This is a genomic window from Pleurocapsa sp. FMAR1, from assembly GCF_963665995.1.
GTDB lineage: Bacteria > Cyanobacteriota > Cyanobacteriia > Cyanobacteriales > Xenococcaceae > Waterburya.
Genome location: NZ_OY762512.1, coordinates 834,675 through 851,240 on the forward strand (window position 1 = coordinate 834,675; position 16,566 = coordinate 851,240).

The 16,566-nt window shown below is 38.8% G+C and carries 16 protein-coding genes, 1 pseudogene and 1 riboswitch; of the genes and pseudogenes, 9 read left to right on the plus strand and 8 right to left on the minus strand.

Annotated elements, in window-relative coordinates; all coding sequences use genetic code 11:
- Positions 1 to 34: 34 nt before the first annotated feature.
- Positions 35 to 2,323, plus strand: a complete 2,289-nt coding sequence (locus tag SLP02_RS04145; protein WP_319419386.1) for a fused MFS/spermidine synthase — start codon at positions 35 to 37, stop codon at positions 2,321 to 2,323.
- Positions 2,324 to 2,885: 562 nt separating this feature from the next.
- Positions 2,886 to 3,227 carry a histidine triad nucleotide-binding protein gene (locus tag SLP02_RS04150; RefSeq protein WP_319419387.1) on the plus strand — a complete coding sequence of 114 codons (342 nt, stop codon included), beginning with the start codon at positions 2,886 to 2,888 and terminating at the stop codon, positions 3,225 to 3,227.
- Between the two features lie 35 nt (positions 3,228 to 3,262).
- Here the strand turns inward: SLP02_RS04150 and SLP02_RS04155 are convergent, their stop codons facing one another.
- Both SLP02_RS04155 and SLP02_RS04160 read right to left on the minus strand, forming a co-directional pair.
- A complete protein-coding gene (locus SLP02_RS04155; protein WP_319419388.1) occupies positions 3,263 to 3,820 on the minus strand; it encodes an ExbD/TolR family protein in 558 nt (185 codons plus the stop codon).
- 102 nt (positions 3,821 to 3,922) lie between these two features.
- Entirely contained in the window at positions 3,923 to 4,630 is a 708-nt protein-coding gene (locus SLP02_RS04160) for a MotA/TolQ/ExbB proton channel family protein (RefSeq protein WP_319419389.1), read from the minus strand.
- Between the two features lie 453 nt (positions 4,631 to 5,083).
- Here SLP02_RS04160 and SLP02_RS04165 point away from each other — a divergent pair, with 453 nt between their 5' ends.
- The 3 genes from SLP02_RS04165 to SLP02_RS04175 all read left to right on the plus strand — a co-directional run bounded on the left by SLP02_RS04165 (position 5,084) and on the right by SLP02_RS04175 (position 8,029).
- A complete protein-coding gene (locus SLP02_RS04165) occupies positions 5,084 to 5,944 on the plus strand; it encodes a universal stress protein (protein ID WP_319419390.1) in 861 nt (286 codons plus the stop codon).
- A gap of 285 nt (positions 5,945 to 6,229) precedes the next feature.
- A complete protein-coding gene (locus SLP02_RS04170) occupies positions 6,230 to 7,402 on the plus strand; it encodes a cysteine desulfurase family protein (protein ID WP_319419391.1) in 1,173 nt (390 codons plus the stop codon).
- Between the two features lie 63 nt (positions 7,403 to 7,465).
- On the plus strand, positions 7,466 to 8,029 hold the full coding sequence (locus tag SLP02_RS04175; protein WP_319419392.1) for a Uma2 family endonuclease: 564 nt from the start codon (positions 7,466 to 7,468) through the stop codon (positions 8,027 to 8,029).
- Positions 8,030 to 8,167: 138 nt separating this feature from the next.
- On the opposite strand, the gene SLP02_RS04180 is transcribed toward SLP02_RS04175, so the two are convergent.
- Positions 8,168 to 8,647 carry a hypothetical protein gene (locus tag SLP02_RS04180; RefSeq protein WP_319419393.1) on the minus strand — a complete coding sequence of 160 codons (480 nt, stop codon included), beginning with the start codon at positions 8,645 to 8,647 and terminating at the stop codon, positions 8,168 to 8,170.
- Between the two features lie 122 nt (positions 8,648 to 8,769).
- On the opposite strand from SLP02_RS04180, the gene SLP02_RS04185 reads away from it, so the two are divergent.
- The 4 genes from SLP02_RS04185 to SLP02_RS04200 all read left to right on the plus strand — a co-directional run bounded on the left by SLP02_RS04185 (position 8,770) and on the right by SLP02_RS04200 (position 11,938).
- Positions 8,770 to 9,105 (plus strand): hypothetical protein, encoded by a 336-nt coding sequence (locus SLP02_RS04185; protein WP_319419394.1) that lies wholly within the window; start codon positions 8,770 to 8,772, stop codon positions 9,103 to 9,105.
- A gap of 108 nt (positions 9,106 to 9,213) precedes the next feature.
- Positions 9,214 to 10,239: a biotin synthase BioB gene (gene bioB / locus SLP02_RS04190; RefSeq protein WP_319419395.1), complete on the plus strand. Its 1,026-nt coding sequence runs from the start codon at positions 9,214 to 9,216 to the stop codon at positions 10,237 to 10,239.
- Between the two features lie 108 nt (positions 10,240 to 10,347).
- Positions 10,348 to 10,491, plus strand: a complete 144-nt coding sequence (locus tag SLP02_RS04195; protein WP_319419396.1) for a high light inducible protein — start codon at positions 10,348 to 10,350, stop codon at positions 10,489 to 10,491.
- A gap of 230 nt (positions 10,492 to 10,721) precedes the next feature.
- Positions 10,722 to 10,921: riboswitch (cobalamin riboswitch) on the plus strand.
- A 24-nt stretch (positions 10,922 to 10,945) separates the two neighbouring features.
- Complete coding sequence (locus tag SLP02_RS04200) at positions 10,946 to 11,938, plus strand: sirohydrochlorin chelatase (RefSeq protein WP_319419397.1); 993 nt, start codon at positions 10,946 to 10,948, stop codon at positions 11,936 to 11,938.
- A 5-nt stretch (positions 11,939 to 11,943) separates the two neighbouring features.
- Here SLP02_RS04200 and SLP02_RS04205 read toward each other — a convergent pair whose 3' ends face one another.
- The 5 genes and pseudogenes from SLP02_RS04205 to SLP02_RS04225 form a co-directional block, all read right to left on the minus strand.
- On the minus strand, positions 11,944 to 13,206 hold the full coding sequence (locus SLP02_RS04205) for a HEAT repeat domain-containing protein (RefSeq protein ID WP_319419398.1): 1,263 nt from the start codon (positions 13,204 to 13,206) through the stop codon (positions 11,944 to 11,946).
- 77 nt (positions 13,207 to 13,283) lie between these two features.
- Complete coding sequence (locus SLP02_RS04210; protein ID WP_319419399.1) at positions 13,284 to 13,973, minus strand: hypothetical protein; 690 nt, start codon at positions 13,971 to 13,973, stop codon at positions 13,284 to 13,286.
- A 688-nt stretch (positions 13,974 to 14,661) separates the two neighbouring features.
- Positions 14,662 to 15,891: a hypothetical protein gene (locus SLP02_RS04215; protein WP_319419400.1), complete on the minus strand. Its 1,230-nt coding sequence runs from the start codon at positions 15,889 to 15,891 to the stop codon at positions 14,662 to 14,664.
- 72 nt (positions 15,892 to 15,963) lie between these two features.
- Entirely contained in the window at positions 15,964 to 16,200 is a 237-nt protein-coding gene (locus SLP02_RS04220) for a hypothetical protein (RefSeq protein ID WP_319419401.1), read from the minus strand.
- A gap of 73 nt (positions 16,201 to 16,273) precedes the next feature.
- Positions 16,274 to 16,351, minus strand: a pseudogene (locus SLP02_RS04225) (hypothetical protein); the annotation flags it as partial.
- Positions 16,352 to 16,566 lie beyond the last annotated feature (215 nt).

A 16,566-nucleotide genomic window follows, 5' to 3' on the forward strand; every position in this document is an offset into this window, starting at 1 on the left:
ACAACAATACTACTTTATAAGTTAATTAATAAAATTGATAGAAAAAAAGATTATAGATAATACAAATAAAACCACTACTGTCAAAGGGATGGAGCGACCCTGGGCAATCACTGTCGTGTTTAGCCTATTTTTTATTTCGGGCTTTACAGCACTGCTTTATCAGGTAGCTTGGCAGCGGATGTTGGGATTATTTTCAGGTTCGGATGTTCGCTCAGTGACGGTGGTAATTGCTTCGTATTTACTTGGATTAGGATTGGGAAATCTAATTAGTAGTTACAATTGCGATCGCCTAAATAATCGCCAGTGTGTTCAAGTTTATGGCTTGTGTAATTTGGGCATTGCTATTTTTGCTGTTTTAAGTCGTTTCTTATTTTATGATCTACTATTTCTCAGGTTGCAATATTTAGCTCAATCTGGTCTATTGATGCTAGCGATCGTGTTTGTGAGCCTTTTGATACCCACTACCCTAATGGGTTTATCTCTGCCTTTGTTATCCAAAGCAATCAATCGTGGTGTAGAAAACGCAGCTTCTCGAATTGGTTGGCTATACGGCGTAAATACTTTAGGTTCGGGATTAGGTACTTTAGTTTCTGGCTGGTATCTAATTGGAACTTTTGGCTATGAAAAAACGGTGTATTTGGGAGCGACATTTAGTAGTTTAGTTTGTTTAACTGCCCTAATTATTGCTCGACAATTTAAAAATACAAATCTTAGTCGGCAAAAAGATAGGGCGGATTTTGCTACTTCAGTACCAAAGCAGCAAAAATCTATTCGAGAATGGTATTTACTGGTTTTTCTCTCAGGTTTTACGGCGATCTCTTGGGAAATTATTTGGTTTCGGATTTTAGATATTGCTTTACAGTCAAATGCCTATACCTACGGTCATTTGTTGGCTTTTGTACTCGTTAGTAATGGTTTGGGCAGTATGTTGGGGTCAAAAACAATCCAGCATATTCGTCGCCCCAAAAAAACGTTTTTATTAATTCAAGGTATGGTAGCGATTTACTCAGCGATCGCTATTTGGGTTATTGCTCTTGTTTGGCAAACTTATCCTAATTTACGCTCAGATGGTGGCTATATCAACCTTGATAACATTGACTTTCCTTTAGTTTTTAAATATTTAATTGTACCTTCGGTGATGATGATAGTGCCTAATCTGCTGCTGGGCTTTTATTTTCCTTTGGTACAAAAAGCAGTTCAAAGCCAAGAACAGTCTATCGGCAAACGAGTTGGTTCGATTTTGGTTGCCAATATTCTTGGTAACGTCATGGGAAGTCTATTGACGGGTTTGGTTTTATTAAATTTATTAGGAACTTCAGGCTCGATTAAACTACTCTGTTGTCTAGGATTAGGTTTTCTGGTGGCAATTCGCCCCCGCTGGATTAAAGCTAAATTTACCAGTATTTTAGCGGTTATTGCTCTGGTGGTAATTATTGCTTTTCCTCAAAACAGCCAGTTTTGGGCAGCCTTGCAAGGAATTAACAAAAACGCCTATTTTATTGTGGCAGAAGATTCTACTAGCGTCGCTGCCATCACACAAGCAAATAAAAAGGGACGACTATTAGCCAGTGGACAGGTGCAGGCTAATTTTCCCTATCTGCACATTCATGGGCTTTTAGGGAGCATTCCTGCTTTGCTTCATCCCCATCCCACCAACGTCATGATTATTGGACTGGGTTCGGGAGGAACACCCCATAGCATCGGTGCAAATCCTCTGACTAAACAAATTAAAGTTGTTGAACTTTTGGGTGCAGAGTTAAGCGTACTCAAAAAATATGCTCAAACCCCTGTAGGCAAACCATTAAAAAACTTATTTGCCGATCCTCGTTACCAAATTATTGTTGGTGATGGACGTAGAGAATTAGCCCTCTCCGACCAAAAGTTTGACATTATTGAAGCAGATGCTATTCAGCCTTGGCGATCGCGTGCGGGAATGCTTTATTCCCAAGAATTTTTTCGAGAAGTACGGCAAAAACTCAAGCCAAGCGGTTTTTTTGTGGAGTGGAACGTTGGTTCGGGTACACAGAAAACCATGCTTAGTGTATTTCCTCACGTTACCAGTGTCGGTCTTGGCAAAAACAAAAATCTTTGGATTTTGATTGGTAGCGATCGCCCTGTTGAATTTGACCGACAGAAACTACTTGCCAAGCTAGATTTACCGCCAGTCATTAATTTTCTCTCAGAAAAAGTAGGTCTTGATGTGGCAAAAGTTCGTAACGATGTCCGAACAGCCAAGGTACAAATGTATTCTCAGGTATCAAAAGGTATACCCAAGCAGGTAAATACAGATTTATTCCCGCGAGGTGAATATTATCTCAATTGATAATTGCAAGACAGTTACGTTGCGGAGGGGCTGTGGGCGTGATTGCATCGCGCCCAGGCAAGACTTGCGTATGCTGAAATAAATTCGTGCCGAGCTTCCTTGCCCTTTACAAAGGGCTTGCCCGCATATAGCCCCGTGGTCTGTGACCCGTTGCGAGACAAAACTGTTGCGGTGAGGCAGTTGCGTTGGGCGGGTTCCCCGACTTGAGCAAAGGCACGAACCCGAAGGGGGGTTTCCCCCGTTGCGAGAAAGGACGCTTCGTCCGCATCTGAGTCCGTTGCGCGGGTTCCCCGCGTTGAAGGAACTGTCGAGGGCGAGGTACCTGCGGGGGGTACCTCTTGGTTGTCGAGGGTGAGTAAACTGTCGAGGTTGTTAATTGTTGAATGCTTTTGTCACTGTTAATTGATCGATTGCCAACTCCGTAAAACCTCGGCAACACTGCAAGTCTGAGAAAAACAACCTCTAGATAGAAATAAAAATAAATAGTATTAAGAAAAAAGGATAATAATATTACAATAATGGTTATTGTAAAAATTTGACAATTTTAATTGGCATTAAGCTTATGACAGATACTATTTTCGGTAAGATTATTCGTCGTGAGATTCCTGCCGATATTGTCTACGAAGATGATTTAACTTTGGCGTTTAAAGACGTTAGCCCTCAAGCACCAACTCATATTTTAGTAATTCCCAAAAAGCCTATCCCTCGACTGTCAGAAGCGAGTCCAGAAGATGCAGCACTGATGGGACATTTGTTAATGACGGTTAAAAAGATTGCTGAACAGGTAAAGCTTAGTAATGGCTATCGGGTAGTAATTAATAATGGTGTAGATGCAAGACAAAGCGTAGATCATCTGCATCTGCATATTCTAGGCGATCGCACTATGAACTGGCCACCTGGATAAGTAGGAAGTAAAATTCTATCTTTATCCCCGATCCTTTAAGGATTTGGGGGTGTTGGGGGATTGGGGAAAGGATCGACGGCACCAGGTAATCCTGGTAAGGCGGGATTGACTCCTGGAGTGGGTGCGACTTTGGGTGCTTCTGAACCTTCGGGTAAAGTTGCTAAAGCAACGCGATCGCCTCCTACTTCACGGAGTGTGTCTAATACCTCTACTACCTCTCTATAGGTTGAATTTTTAGCTGCATAGAGAGTCATCAAGCCATCGGGATTAGCCTGATTATATTTTTTGATTTCCCAGGCTAAATCACTACGACTAACGAGGTCTTTATCGACATATAGCTGACCAAGATCATCGATGGTCACAATTAAAATATTTTGTAGCTGAGGCGCACCTGTTTTGGCTTTAGGTAAATCTAAGCTGATTGCTTGTTGGCGGGAAAAACTGACCGCTGCCAAGATAAAAAAGGTTAAAATGCAGAATATAACGTCAATTAACGGCAGAATTTGAATATTTGCATCACTGGTTTCACTATCGTCTTCCCAGAGCTTAAAAGGTTGTAAAGGCTTTGGCTGATAGTTTCTTTTACGACTCATAAAAATATGATTATTAATATTAATTAGTGAATACTTTTGGTGGGCATTATTAGGGATTTTTTCAAATTAAGAACATAACTGTTTTTCTGCCCACCCTACAATTCATTGTTCATTGAGTGGTGGTTTAATATTAACAAAAGTATATCCTTCATTATCCACTACAATATTTTTGGGTTGATCATCGTCTTCCTGCATCCAGCGATCGCGATACATTACTTCTAAACGACTACCAGTACGGCGCAATACTCTAATTTGATTTGACCAAAAAGCCTGAAACAAACGATAAAAACTCAAGCTAATGATGGCAATCAAAAGTCCCACAGCAGTAGAAATCAAAGATTCACCAATACCTAAAGTTACTCCAGAAGTATCGGCTGTGCCTAAATCGCTAATTTTAATCGAACTCAACGCTTGAATTAGACCCCAAACCGTACCAAATAAGCCAAGTAGAGGCGAAAGAGCAATAATTGCCTCTAAGGTCTTATCTCCCTTACGCATCCGCGCTAGCTGTTCTTCTGCTGCGGATTCTAAAGCAATATGAAACATATCAGGGTCAGGATTAGATAATCTAAAAGGAGAATAAACAAAATTTCCTAAAGGATGGTTAATATGTTCCTGAGCAATTTTGCCGACTAGATCCCAATTGCGATCGGCAGCTTCCATCAGGCGATTAAATATTTTTCTCTCTTTAAAAACTACCCTAGACCAAAACCAAAGTCGCTCTAGAATTGTCGCAATAGATAACACTGACAACAAAAGCAAGGGATACATAGACGGACCACCCTTATCAATAATCTCTAGAAAGTTCACGGTAGCTAATTACCTCCAATAGAATTTTTAATTAAAATTAACTTACAAACAGCTTCGGTTATTTTGGTTTCAATATATAGATATAGATAACACAGGTTCGAGCAAAATCTAAGTCAATAAAATTTTTCTAACACGGGTTTGAATTGATGTCTAAAATTAGCAAGTTACTATAGTTTGTTCAAGGAAACACTTTTTAAAGTTTCGCAATAACGATATGATTATTGCTAGTAGTTGAGTTACTTTTCTTGGTAATCTATTCTGATTTTTGACTCTGTTTTTTAACTTTTCCTGGCATAATACGGGCTAATATGTCCTAAGAACTATTATATTTAGGTTGATGGAAACAGAGAATAGTAGTGACTCTAGCTTAAATCACGGGTTTTGTTAATCAAGTAGGTGACGATCTACACTCTCTAAGGTACGAGGTTGGGTAAACCAAAAACGAAGTGCGACATGAAAAAAATTCTTTTATGCACCGATGGTTCTGCGTATTCTCAAGTAAGCTATGAGTATGCAGCATGGCTGGCACAACGCAAGCCATTTGCTATTGAAATCCTTTATGTAACCGATCACCGTGGAGAACAAGCGACCCAGGCTGCCGATTTCTCTGGTAGTATCGGTGTTGATTCCTATCAGCAGCTTTTAAGTGAGTTGGTAGAGTTAGAATCAGCTAAAGCTAAGGTTAATCATCAAAGAGCGAAAATTATCCTCGAAGAAGCCAAGCAGTTTTTTAGCGATCGCCATATAGATGAGGTTAAACTGACTCACGAAACAGGTTTTTTGGTTGATTTATTTCACAAGCTAGAAACTAATAGTGATTTAATCATCTTAGGCAAGCGGGGAGAAAACGCTAACTTTGCCACCGAACATCTAGGCGCAAACATGGAACGTATTGTGCGCGCTAGTCATAAACCCTGCTTAGTTACTCCTAAAAAATTTAAACCAATCAAGCGCATTTTATTAGCTTACGACGGAGGTCAAAGCTGTCAAAAAGCTTTAGATTATTTGGCTAAAATGTCTGAGTTTAGCGACTTAGAATTACATATAATTTGTGTGACTAAGCGCGACCAAGAAACCGCCAGAAAACACTTATCAACCGCCTCAGAAATAGTAAAGGCAGGCGGATTTAATCCTATATGTGAAGTGCTACAGGGCAACCCAGAACCAGAAATGGAAAAGTATGTCGCCGAGAAAAACATTGATTTTCTCTTAATGGGTGCTTATGGTCATAGTCGTATTCGTCATTTAGTTATTGGCAGCACTACGGCTCAAATGCTTCGCAGTTCCCATATACCTGTTGTTTTATTTAGGTAGTTCTTAAGAAACAAATTAATCATCTTTTAGGACTGGTTAAAGAGTAAAAGATTAATTTGTTTATCATTGCAGTTCGTTGAAACTAATGATTTTTCGTCTTGCTGCGTAAGGTCAGTTAGATAACATAAAAATATTTACCCTGCTTGATGCTCTAAAAATATATCTGAGTGGGTAGTGTAAAATCGCCTTGACAAGAGAAAATAAGATTAAGCCAACAACTTAAATAGCATAACTCAGCAAAATTAAGAGTAGATCTAAAGATTTAAAGATAAAAACTATAACTGTATGCAGATTTATTTAGACAACAGCGCGACAACTAAACCGCGTCCAGAAGCGATCGCCCTAGCCCAAACTGTATTGCAGCAGCAATGGGGTAATCCTTCTAGTCTGCATAATTGGGGACAAAGAGCCGCTACAGTTATCGAAACGGCTAGATTACAGGTAGCTAGCTTACTTAATGCTCGTGATCCAGAATCGATTGTTTTTACCTCTGGAGGAACTGAAGCCAATAATTTAGCTATCTTAGGAGTTGCTAGGCAATATTCTACTCCCCAGCATCTAATAATTTCTAGCGTTGAGCATTCAGCAATTAACGAACCTGCCAAGCTTCTAGAGAAATGGGGTTGGCAGATAACAAGATTGCCCGTTAACCAATATGGTAGAGTCAATCCTCTAGATTTACAGGCTTCTCTGCAAAAAAATACAGTTTTAGTCTCAATTATCTATGGACAAAGTGAAGTTGGTACGCTGCAACCGATAGAACGATTAGCCAAAATAACGAGAGATCACGGTAGCTTGTTTCATACTGATGCAGTGCAGGTTGCAGGGCGTTTGCCTATTGACGTAGAGCGGTTGGGAGTAGATTTATTATCTCTTTCCTCTCACAAAATTTATGGTATCCAGGGCGCAGGGGCGTTATATATTCGTCGTGGTATTCAGCTTGTACCTTTATTGGGTGGCGGTGGACAAGAAAAGAATATTCGTTCGGGAACTCAGGCTTTACCTGCGATCGCCGCTTTAGGAATTGCAGCAGAATTAGCAGCAGCAGAAATGTCCGTAGAAATTTCTCGTTTGCAGAGATTACGCGATCGCCTATTTGACTTATTGGCTGACTATCCTTGCCTAGAAATTACAGGCGATAGACTATACAGGCTGCCTCACCATGTCAGTTTAATTTTAAGCGATCGCTTTGCTGCCAAAGCCAAAGACGTGACGGGAAAAACAATTGTGCGTCAGCTAAACATGGCAGGAATTGGCATTAGTGCAGGTTCTGCTTGTCATAGTGGCAAACTTAATCCCAGTCCCATTTTATTAGCAATGGGTTATGATGCTGCTGCTGCTAAAAGAGGCATCCGTTTAACCTTGGGCAAAGATACCACCGAGGCAGACATCGACTGGACAGCCATGGTTCTAAAACAAGTTATTTGCCGTCTGATGCCGCCTTTAGTGTGCTGCTAATATACGTAAAATTTAGCTGCGATCGCCTTATTATCAAACTCAATTTGATTAGGAAATGACGTTATGGTTACAACTCCCTCTAAACTCATCACTTTAGAAAATTTTTTGGCATTACCAGAAACTAAACCTGCCAGAGAATATATCGACGGCAAAATTATTCAAAAACCAATGCCTCAAGGCGAACATAGTACGATACAAGCAGAATTAATTATTGCTCTTAATGGCACGCTTAAACCCCAAAAGATTGCTAGAGCCTTTCCCGAGTTAAGATGTACATTTGCTGGGCGTTCTACTGTACCTGATGTCACTATATTTACTTGGGATCGAATTCCACGCCAGGACAATGGCAAAATAGCAAATGTTTTTAACTTGGAACCAGATTGGACAATCGAAATTTTATCTCCTGGTCAAAGTCATACAAAAGTAGTCAAAAATATTCTTCATTGTTTGGATAACGGTACACAGTTAGGCTGGTTAATCGATCCTGACGAGCAGTTAATCTTAGTCTATTTTCCCCAGCAAAAGCCCGCGTTTTTTGAAGCAGCAACAGACGTTTTACCCGTACCAGATTTTGCCAAAGCTTTTGAGCTAACTTTAGGAGAATTATTTGGCTGGCTAATGGAATAGGGTACAAGTATCGCAGTACGTTGATCGGTTAGGACAGAAAATTTGATTGCTCGTAAGTAAAAAGTAATAAGTGTCCTAATATAAATGCGTATTGCTATATTTTGCCAGCCAGATTTTTTGTCAAAGCTGTTAAAGTGATTAACAATGCTGATTTAATAAAGATGTGACTAAGGCAAAACCATTAGACTGAGTTTGGACTGCATAAGCTTCTTTTTCTACAGCTTGACTATAAGTATCAACATATCTTTTAAAAAAAGGTTGAGCTTGTTTGATGGGTTCAATATCCAAGCCGATAGGTTGTATGTTGCTATTTCCCGCGCAAAATTGTGCTGCATGAGTAGCTTCGTGAATCAAAACCCGATTGCTAATGCCTAAGTCAAAAACAATTGGGTTAATCCAAATAGATTTATTAGCAGCATTTAATACACCATAAGGTTTTCTCAGTCTTCGCCTCTGAAAGTCTATTTGCTGATTGGGTAGCCTGAAACTGGGTGGAATAGCTAGATTAACTTTAAATCCATAGCTTTCTAACTGAGTTTTTAGCTGGGTAAATTGAGGATCGGGTTTTGGTAACTGAGCAATGAGAATTGTAGAACTAAGTAATATAGATTCAAGCATTAACAATTATAATTTACGTCTAGTGTGTGAATTGAAAATTTCTTTTAACTTTGCGCTGCTGTGACCATTGGTCAATACAAAAAATTGAGGTTATCTTTTATAAAAAACAATTAATTTAACTGATGAGCATCAGTAGCTTAGAATTTGAGTTCGATCTCTTATGGTCAGAATTATTTCCCGATTTAGATTTGGAAACAGAAGTACGGCTAATTCCCAAGCGTCGCTTTAAGTTTGATTATGTTAATTTCTCTGCCAAGGTAGCAATCGAAATTAATGGACAAATTTGGCATCAAGGTGGACACACTACAGGCAAAAGCCTTATGCGAGATTATGAAAAGCTCAATTTAGCGCAGCAACAAGGCTATTGTGTATTTCAACTATCAAAGGAAATGATTACCGAAACTTGGCTACAGGCGATCGCTGATACCATTCGCGATCGCCTTAGTCAGCCAGCCTGATATTTTTTAGCTAACTCTACTAAGCTATGGCAAGGAATGATAACTAGTAATTAATCACTGATTTTCGTGGTAAAACAATAAAGTTCTCTGCAATAAAGTTTAATTGCCATGACTAAAATTGACTACGATGCCATCGCTAAACTTTCTTTGGCAGGAGAGTTAATCGATCGCACCACTGCCAAAAGCATTCTAACAGCCCCAGATTTGGTTTTATTAGAGCAATTAGCAGCAGCTTACAAGGTTCGTTATCATTATTGGTCAAATCGCGTCAGACTTCACTTTTTACTCAATGCTCAAAGTGGCTTATGTCCCGAAGACTGCAACTATTGTTCTCAATCAAAAATTTCAACCGCCGAGATTGAGAAATATCCTTTGATAGCCCAAGCAAGAATTGTCCAGGCAGCAGATAAGGCAGCAGATTTAAAAGCAGGTACGTTTTGCATGGCTATTTCAGGGCGATCGCCTTCGGAATCTGTCTTTAACAACGTATTAGATGCCTTTAAAGCCGTCAAAGAGAAACACGACTTAAAGATCTGTGCCTGTTTGGGGTTACTCAATGAATCTCAAACCCAACGTTTAGCTGAAGTGGGAGTAGATCGAGTTAACCATAATCTCAATACTTCAGAAAATCACCACGAGAATATTTGTAGCACTCATACTTTTCGCGATCGCGTGGCAACAATTAAAAACGTCCAAAAAGCAGGTATTACGACTTGTTCAGGGGGAATTCTGGGCATGAATGAAACCGATGAAGATATTATCGACTTGGCTTATTCTTTGCGAGAGTTAGACGTTACCAGCGTGCCAGTTAACTTTCTAATTCCCATTGCTGGCACACCTTTAAGCGACGTTAATCAGCTAAATCCCCGTCGCTGTTTACGAATCTTAAGCCTATTTAGATTTATTCTGCCTAAGCAAGAAATCAGAATTGCGGGGGGGAGAGAAGTCCACTTGCGATCGCTACAGGTAATGGGTTTATATCCTGCTAACTCTATTTTTGTCGGCGACTATCTTACCACCACTGGACAATCAGAAGACGCTGATTTAGCTATGATTCGCGATGGGGGATTTGTCTTAGAAAACCCCGATGGTTCAATTTTAAACGTAGAAGACAATATCATCTTAACCCGTTAACCCGAACTGACGTTCAAAACTATTAGAAAGTTATTTTGTAAATCTATTGCAACAAAAATTTATATTAATTACAATAGTAAGTGATATATCTTAACAAGGTCACAACTAATGGAAAACCAAGGAAATAAATTCGGCTTTACTAAATTCGCAGAAGACTGGAATGGTCGCCTAGCTATGTTAGGCTTTGTCATTGGTGTTGCTGTAGAGTACTTTACTGGTCAGGGAATTCTTAGCCAAATTGGAATCATGTAGTTCTCTCCAGAGACTATCAACTGCAATCATACATAAATCAAATAGATTCTAATCACTAAAGGAGTTTGGTACAACAAGCAATTGTTGTACCAAACTCCTTTATTTTGGTGTCTGAAGCCAAGTTTATGTTTAGACATCGCCAGAAACTTCGATTTTTGGTTAACAGCTTATTTTGGCTATACAAGTCTTAATTTAAGCTAAATTCCTGATTTACTTGAATATGACTAAGAGTATGATCGAGATAAGTCGGTTCTAATGGGAAACAGTCATTAGAAGTAATGGGGAAAGACTGGTGTAAATCCAACACTGTCCCGCAACTGTGATGAGGTTGACGAGCGACCCCGCGTCGCCGTTAGGCGCAAGGGAATGCGCAAGTTAAATAGTCAACAATCTCTAAGTCAGAATACCCGCCGCTCAAAATAGTTAACCTAATTAACAAATCTGCGAGGTACAGATGGTTTTTGTCAATTCTTCTCTGCAATCGAGTATTAATCAACTTAAATTACAGCCATTGCCTTATCAAAGACCTTTATTAATGATTGGTCATGGTACAAAAAATGAACGAGGTAGACAAACCTTTATTGATTTTGTCGAAGCTTATAAAAAATTGGATACTTCTCGTCCTGTTATTCCTGGCTTTTTAGAGCTTACTCAGCCGACAATTCAAGAAGCTGTAATAGCTTGCGTTGAACAAGGCTATACAGAAATTACAGCTTTGCCAATTTTGTTGTTTGCTGCCAGACACAATAAATTTGATGTTACCAACGAGCTAGACCGATCGCGATCGCCCTATCCTCAGTTAAGCTTTAATTATGGTCGCCATTTTGGGATTACTCCTAAAATTATCGAGCTATGGCGCGATCGCTTGGCAGAGTTGGACAAGCCAGAATATAACCCCCGTAATATTGACCGCGAAGATACTGTACTGCTATTTGTCGGCAGGGGTTCGAGCGATCCTGATGCTAATGGTGATGTGTACAAACTAGCTCGCATAATCTGGGAAGGTAGTGGCTACAAAACAGTAGAAACCTGCTTTATTGGTATTACTCATCCTCGTTTAGAACCAGGTTTTAGTCGGGCATATTTGCATCAGGCTAAACGGGTAATTGTCCTGCCCTATTTCATGTTTACAGGCACGTTAATGGAAAAAATTTTTGATATTACTGCCCAACAAGAAGAACGACATCCTGAGATTGATTTTGCTTGCTTACCAGAAATGGGAATTGCCCCTCAGCTATTGGAGGTAATTAGAGAAAGAGAAATTGAGGCGCAGCTAGGTCAAGTGGCGATGAACTGTGAAATGTGTAAGTTTCGTCTGGCAGCAGTAGATGAACATGGACATGGACACGGACACGGACATGAACATGGACATCACCATCATCACGACAATAGCGATCCTTATGCCAAGGTAAAAGATTATCATCAACGTATCTGGAAAACACCCTAGATTAGTTATTGTTTGTTAGCTTTAGCTTTGATTAGCGGATTTGAATCATCAGCTACCATTGACCAGCAAGGAGCTTTTAGCTGTTCTAAGGCTAACAGACAAGCATATTTAAGCTCAAAAATTGGCGTATTTAAAGTTTCTTTTAGTAAGGAAATTGCTTGAGTTGCTTGAAGATTTGCTAAAGCGATCGCTGCTGCTGCGCGGGATTTTTGAAACTGAGGCGAGGTATTGTGTAGGGCTTCTACAATTAGCTCGTAACTAGGCTGGTAATTAAGTAAACCCAACAGCTTAACCACATGGAAATGTGCGCCATAGTCGTTATGCGCTTCTTCTTGGTAGGTTTGCAATAAAGCTTGGGGTGCAAGCTCAGGGTAAACTTCTAAAAGGGTTTTTCCTGCCAGATAGCACCTGCCAAAATCGGTATGGTAAAGTTCTCTAATTAAAAACTCTATCGATGGTGGCTGATCGTACTCGTGTACCATTTCAATGTCTTGAGGGCGATCGCGGATTACTCGATCTAAGCTAGGTTCAATTTCAGCAAAAGTTATTTTACCCGCAGCTATACCCGCAGCAGCAAGTAATCTCATGCCTCGTAAGCGAAATGCTATAGAGATAGGTGCAAAAGCGATCGCGGAAATTGCCTGATAGTATTCTGTATCAATTAAATCTTGAATGCAGGCGCGTCTGGCGTTAATATCATCGTGTTGCAAAAACTCGACAACCCGATCCATCTGGCTATAGTCATTAGTCAAACGAGCTAAAGTAGCGATCGCAGCACTGGCGGTTGGTGGATCGTCGCTGCTAGTAAATGGTTTAATTCTATCTATAGCTGGCTGGTAATTAAACTTAGCTAAGGTGTGCAGAATAACGCGATAGGTTTGATTAGGCTTAGTTAGTAGTTGGGCGATCGCTTCGAGGATAGATCGATCTTCTGTGCCAATTTCGCCAATTGCCCACACCGCATTTTCTACCGTTAGGACATCTGCATCGTCTAAACAAGATGTTAGGGTTGGTAAAGCTGTTTCAGCTTTTAAACGTCCTAAACTCTCAGCTGCTTTACGCCTGGCAATACGATTTTCCAAAACAGGATCGCGATCTTCTATGGCTTCAACTAGAGCTTGAATCGATCTTTCGGTGGGAAAATTAATTAGATGTGCTGCACCAACATAACGCTCTGATGTGCCATCTTCTGTATTTAAGGGCTTTTTTAATAAGGCGATCGCCTGGTCTTCAGTTAAATTAAATATATTAGAAAATCTATTATCCATTACTCAAACTATCTTTTTTATATTCAATAGTTTATAACTTTCTGGGCTACATCTAATTTTATAGTCAAGTAGCCACACTAATCATTTATAGCATCTAAGATTTCATCAGCAGTAGGATTATAGTTAGGCTCAGACAACTGTATATTCTCTTTCCAAATATAGTAAACTTCTTCTAATGTTCCATCGTGATGACTCCAAGATCCTGTATAGTCCTTAAAATTTAGCTTTACTAATAGCCATTCTTGCTGGGAAGTATCTAATGGTTTGGTTGTAAAAATAAATCCAGCTTCATCACCATGATATTCATATAATTCTAGAGAATACAAAGATCCTTGCCAGCCATATTCTCCTGAAACTGTTGCTTCAATTGCTGCTTTTTCTGTATCATTTTTAGGAGTAAAAATAAAAGCTTCTTTAGGTCTGACAGAGTAAATCATAGGCGACCAGCTAAACTTATTAAGCATAAATTCAGATAATTTTTCTAGGGCTTGCCTATCGGTAGTCATCAGCCAAATTTCATCTTCAGTTTGACTACTAATTGTCCATTTAATTTTGCTTTTAAATTTATGTGCAACTCCAGCAAAGGCATTGTCATAAGCTAATTTATGATCTATGCCTACATATCCTTCTTCTAAAAGTTCGTCAATAGTTTTTTGTGAAGGAAAAGGCTTTTTGTAAGAAAAATCATAGTGTCTCGGTCTTGCCTGAAGACAAGACTTGACGTAGTTTTGGCTACGCTTTAGATTAACAGCTTGGTTATTTTGCATGATTAACACTATTTTCCAGAGAACTTGTACTTATTGTTCCCTAAAAAATTACTAAACGTATAGTTATGCTCTATAAAAGATGAGATCGCTTACTAGGACATAATTACATTTATTTTTTTAGGTTCTATTAGCTTCTATCAAGTTTAAATAAGTAGTTAATGAGATTTATTAGCCAAGCAAGTTAAGCGTTTTCGCGGAAAGTAATGTAAAAGCAATTTATATATAGATATAAACTATATGCTTAACTATAAAAGTTGATTTTAAACTGTTTTTTCTTACCACCAGCGTAGTTATTATTTTCTTATCAAGTGTGCTATTGTACAAAAAAAATATTTTTATTAAACATATTAATTTTTACTAAGACAACTGAGACTAAATCAATCAAAAAAATGCTGTTATGTAAAACATCATCTTTTAAACCTTCCTGGAATTTAGAGTCAATCAGGATTACTATCTTTACCTATATGCGTGTTAGCCCTTTGTACTGTCTTTTAATTTTGTCGAACCCACGTTATTCCAAGTTATTAGCAGGTAAGAGAAAGATACTCTAAAAATTATGGTCTTTTAAAGCATCTTTTCTTGATAATAGGCTAAACACTCAAATTGCGATCGCAATAGTACCAGACGGCGAAAGTGGTCAAAGGAAGTATGTAGAATATCTTTGTCAAGCTCGCGTAGATAAATTGTTTTACTTTTTAAGTTTCTGACCAATTTCTAACAAATTACCCTTAAATAAGGTTCTATCAAGACGTTTAATCATGCCTTTCAAATCTTGTTCATGGTATCGCTTGCTAATTTGCTTAATGCCATCAACTAAATCTAGGCGATTTATGTCGGTTAAAGGTTTAATCAATTCACGATAACAATTTTCTTCATAGTTATCGCTGAGATAACAAGTATTAACTAACTTTTCTTTGGAGACATCTTTTTCTTTAAAGGTAGAAATTTGCTCTAGCAATCCTAAAGATAAAAATGCCGTCATTGTCCTGACGCACTTTTCACATTTGCCACAGTTATAGTTACCCTGGCTATAGCTCTGTTTTTCATTACAAACTCTCAGATGTTTTAAAGCTACATCCCATTCTCCAACTAGCTTTGTTTTTTCTAACCTAGATAAAGCAGCATTTTCATGGCGTATTTGTAAACTAGTAGTGCTATATAAAGGATCGAGCAGAGGATGAGAACCCCAAGGTTCTAGGTTGGCAAAGTCATAGGTAGAGGCAATTGAAGCAACGCTTAGTCGAGTCACAAAGGCATGAGCGATCGCCGCGAGAAAAGAACCATGATATTCAAATCGCCAAAAGCTAAAGTCAGGATCTAAATCGCGAAAATGAGCATAGGCATTGGTATAAACTTGAATGAGTTTAATCCCTGCATCTTCTGCCATTGCGCTTACGGCATTAATTACGTTTTGAAAACTAGGATCTTGCTCGTTTTCTCCTTGCAAAACCCCATAAACTAAGATGCCATCTTTAATGTGTCGGGGGTGATCTTTGGCAAAATTGAGATGATTATCTCTTACCATCGCTAAAGCATCAATGCCACCCGAAAATAATGCGCCTGCTCTAGGTGGCTTATCGGTAAACAAAACTTCTGTTTCAATAGGAGCTTCGATCTCGATTACCTGACGACCTTGACCGTGCCAATCGATCAGGCACTTCATTGAGTTTATTAAACCATCTTTAATCTCAGGAGAAATCGGCGCATCAATGGCAATTCGCTTTTCTCCATAGCGCATGGCAGGTAGAGCGCAGGCTAGTAAAAAAGAGTTGGGATTAAGAAAAAGAGCGTCACCAAATTCACTGGTCGTTTCAAAATAAACATCTTGACTAGGGCGATCGCAATTTTCCCAAATTACCTTGGCGATTATTCTGACTCGATCTGCGTTATTCTCTTTTCTAAGATTTTCAATTTTCATAAGTTTATGTTTCCAATAAAATTAGGAGTTAGATAAGTCTGCTATATAGTGTTCCCTTTTTTTAATTGTTTATTAGTTGGTATAGTCATTAACTAGCAAACCTTGGGCAAAAATTTCTAATTGCTCTATTACAGCCCTATCTGCATCCCTATGATCATGATTACTTTTTGCTACTTGAGTGTCCTTGGCACGTTGAGAGGCAACCCAATTGGCTTGAGAAGTCTTAATTGATGCTCGTGCTACTAATCCACCTAAGCTAAAGATATTAATCAGGAACGTAGCTAAAATAGCTTTATCTAAAAAGTTCATAAGTGTTCAATTTTTGTTGGACAACTTACTTTAGAAATAAAATATCAGGAACTTTATAAGATTTAAGCAAAAATTACTCCTTCATGTTTTTGAGAGTGGCAACGGATGAAGGAGAGATTCGATTAAGGTATCTGAAGATCCAATATTTTAAATATATTTACGTAATTTTCTTGCAAACTTCTTGACATTTTTTACTTATTTTGAAAAGTAGATTAGATAAGTAGCCTTGGTACATATCTAATCTACATTTTATATTTTAAGTAAAAGAAACCCATCATGCTTAAACCAATAATTACAACTGTTGCGATCGCGCTTTTAACTCTACCAGTTAGCGCACTGCTTATGTCAGCATAGAAGTTCAATTTT

Coding starts and splice junctions, on each gene's coding strand:
- SLP02_RS04150 (WP_319419387.1), top strand. CDS start 2,886: ATGACAGATACTATTTTCGGTAAGATTATTCGTCGTGAGATTCCTGCC.
- SLP02_RS04155 (WP_319419388.1), bottom strand. CDS start 3,820: ATGAGTCGTAAAAGAAACTATCAGCCAAAGCCTTTACAACCTTTTAAG.
- SLP02_RS04165 (WP_319419390.1), top strand. CDS start 5,084: ATGAAAAAAATTCTTTTATGCACCGATGGTTCTGCGTATTCTCAAGTA.
- SLP02_RS04170 (WP_319419391.1), top strand. CDS start 6,230: ATGCAGATTTATTTAGACAACAGCGCGACAACTAAACCGCGTCCAGAA.
- SLP02_RS04175 (WP_319419392.1), top strand. CDS start 7,466: ATGGTTACAACTCCCTCTAAACTCATCACTTTAGAAAATTTTTTGGCA.
- SLP02_RS04180 (WP_319419393.1), bottom strand. CDS start 8,647: ATGCTTGAATCTATATTACTTAGTTCTACAATTCTCATTGCTCAGTTA.
- SLP02_RS04185 (WP_319419394.1), top strand. CDS start 8,770: ATGAGCATCAGTAGCTTAGAATTTGAGTTCGATCTCTTATGGTCAGAA.
- bioB (WP_319419395.1), top strand. CDS start 9,214: ATGACTAAAATTGACTACGATGCCATCGCTAAACTTTCTTTGGCAGGA.
- SLP02_RS04195 (WP_319419396.1), top strand. CDS start 10,348: ATGGAAAACCAAGGAAATAAATTCGGCTTTACTAAATTCGCAGAAGAC.
- SLP02_RS04200 (WP_319419397.1), top strand. CDS start 10,946: ATGGTTTTTGTCAATTCTTCTCTGCAATCGAGTATTAATCAACTTAAA.
- SLP02_RS04205 (WP_319419398.1), bottom strand. CDS start 13,206: ATGGATAATAGATTTTCTAATATATTTAATTTAACTGAAGACCAGGCG.
- SLP02_RS04210 (WP_319419399.1), bottom strand. CDS start 13,973: ATGCAAAATAACCAAGCTGTTAATCTAAAGCGTAGCCAAAACTACGTC.
- SLP02_RS04215 (WP_319419400.1), bottom strand. CDS start 15,891: ATGAAAATTGAAAATCTTAGAAAAGAGAATAACGCAGATCGAGTCAGA.
- SLP02_RS04220 (WP_319419401.1), bottom strand. CDS start 16,200: ATGAACTTTTTAGATAAAGCTATTTTAGCTACGTTCCTGATTAATATC.